General features: G+C 70.0%; 1 protein-coding gene and 2 pseudogenes. All 3 read left to right on the top strand.

Annotated elements, in window-relative coordinates; translation table 11 throughout:
- A pseudogene (locus tag ACMO6A_RS08045) lies at nt 1-205 on the top strand (hypothetical protein); the annotation flags it as partial.
- A 35-nt stretch (nt 206-240) separates the two neighbouring features.
- Nucleotides 241-1344: a hypothetical protein gene (locus tag ACMO6A_RS08040; RefSeq protein WP_114518616.1), complete on the top strand. Its 1104-nt coding sequence runs from the start codon at nt 241-243 to the stop codon at nt 1342-1344.
- 120 nt (nt 1345-1464) lie between these two features.
- Nucleotides 1465-1918 (top strand): annotated as a pseudogene (locus tag ACMO6A_RS08035) (hypothetical protein); the annotation flags it as partial.

Genomic DNA, 1918 nt, shown 5'->3' with positions numbered 1-1918 from the left:
CCCTGATACCGATCACCCCGCCCGCCCGGACGAAGCGACGTCGGCCCCGGTCCAGCCCGAGACGTACCGACAGGACGATTACCAGGACGCCTACCAGGGAGAGGGAGCGGGATATGCCCGACCCGAGACCCATGGCGACATCCGCGGGCAGTACGGCCCCTATGGCCAGGACGCCTACGGCAGCACCTACAAGCAGGGCTACTAGGCCCATCTGAACCGCTGGAAAGGCAGGGTCGACTCATGGCGGACGCACCCCCCGCAGCGTCGGGACAACGCTCGGTCACGCTCGATATCGGAGCAATCGGATCCGGGCTCGGTGACGGCATCGATATCGAGGAGGCGTATCGACTCGTGGCAGCTGCTATGGAAAACGACGCGGAGCTCATGGCGGCGGTCGGCGCCGCCCGCGAGCGCGCGGTCGAGACGGTGAGGGGCAACCTCGCCGCCAAGTCCGCCCGCGGCGGGCTCGAGGAATACCGCCGCGCGCTGGACGCCGAGTTCGAGGGCACCATCGACGCCCTGACGGCATCGATGGGCATGACGGCATCGCCCGACCAGAAGAACACCTTCAACTCCGCGTTCGACGCCTTCGCGGCCGCCAACGCCTCCATCTACAAGAGCAGCGCCGACTTCCGGCGCGAGTGCGTCGACCTGCTCGCGAAGCGCGCCCTTGCCGAGCTCGGGAGCCCCGTGCCCGCCGATTTCGATGCGCAATCGCGCATCTCGGACTACATCGGGGAGCTCTCACGCGAGCAGGCCGCCAAGACGATCTCCTCGCTCCACGGCCTCAAGGTCTCCGAAGTTCTCGCCGCCGGGCGCAAGCGCATCGCCCAGGCCCTGGGCGAGCTGATGCGCCGCCTGCGCGCCGTCCCCAAACCCGCGAAGGCCACGGCCGAACCGCGCCAGGCGTCCCCGGCGCCCGCCCCGGCAACGGCGGCGGCTCCGGTGCCGCGCGAGGCCGGGCTCAAGTCCGCAGCCGAGCCGGCCGAGGCAGCGCCCGCACCGAAGCATGCGGCGGCGAAGCCGGCGGCCGCGGCGGACGACGAGCGCCTGCGAGACCTCATCAACGGCATCGGCACCTCGCTCAGGTCCGGACTCCCGGCAGGCACGCGCGGGCGCCACGCCGCCCACGCCAAGGTCGCCCTCGACGAGATCGACGAGCCGGCCACGGCCGACAACATCGTCGAGTTCAAGCCGCGCGACGCCGAGCGCGAGAGGGAGCGCAGCGCGGCGATCGACTCGCGCATTCCGGCCGTCCCCCCGGCGCGCGTCGCCGCGGCGGCGGGCGCTGCATGCGCGAGCGCCGCGGCGCCCGTCAGAAACTACTCGCTCAACCTCAGGTAGCGTCTCCTTTCCGTCAGCCCCCGCTTCCCGTTCGGGAAACGGGGGCTTTCGCATACCCAAAAGACGACGCCCGCCGATACGATTGCCTGGAATATCAACTTTCCGTCGAAAGGGGAAGCCATGCCGGACAATGATGACCTCCGCATGAACCAGAACGAGACCCTTAACTGCAAGCTCGCCCTTATGGGCGTCTGGACGGAGGCGTGCCGCGAAGCCGCCGCATACTTCGGGGTCAACCCGGACGGCTCGGGCAACTTCTCGTCCGTCACCCAGGCGCAGGCGGGCTCGACCGCGGGCACACTCGCCGTGGACGGGATCTCGGCCGACGAGATGACGAGCCGCCTGGCGGCGTCGCTCGTCGAGCACTTCCCGGACAAGACCGACATCATCACCGGCGACCCGGCCGCGGCCAAGGCCTACGTCAAGCAGTACGTCGTCGACCTCGCCAACCACCAGGCGCTCGCCCAGGCGCGAACGAACAGCAAGCTGTTCCACAAGCAGCTCAACCGCGCCGCCGTGGGCCTGGCCGATGAACACGGCCCGTACGCCCCCGTGCCCGCCGCCGAGGAGGAGT

It is taken from the genome of Eggerthella sp., assembly GCF_048329335.1.
Classification (GTDB): domain Bacteria; phylum Actinomycetota; class Coriobacteriia; order Coriobacteriales; family Eggerthellaceae; genus Eggerthella; species Eggerthella lenta.
Note: the sequence above shows the minus strand (reverse complement) of the source record. Positions and strands in the feature narration are given on the sequence as shown.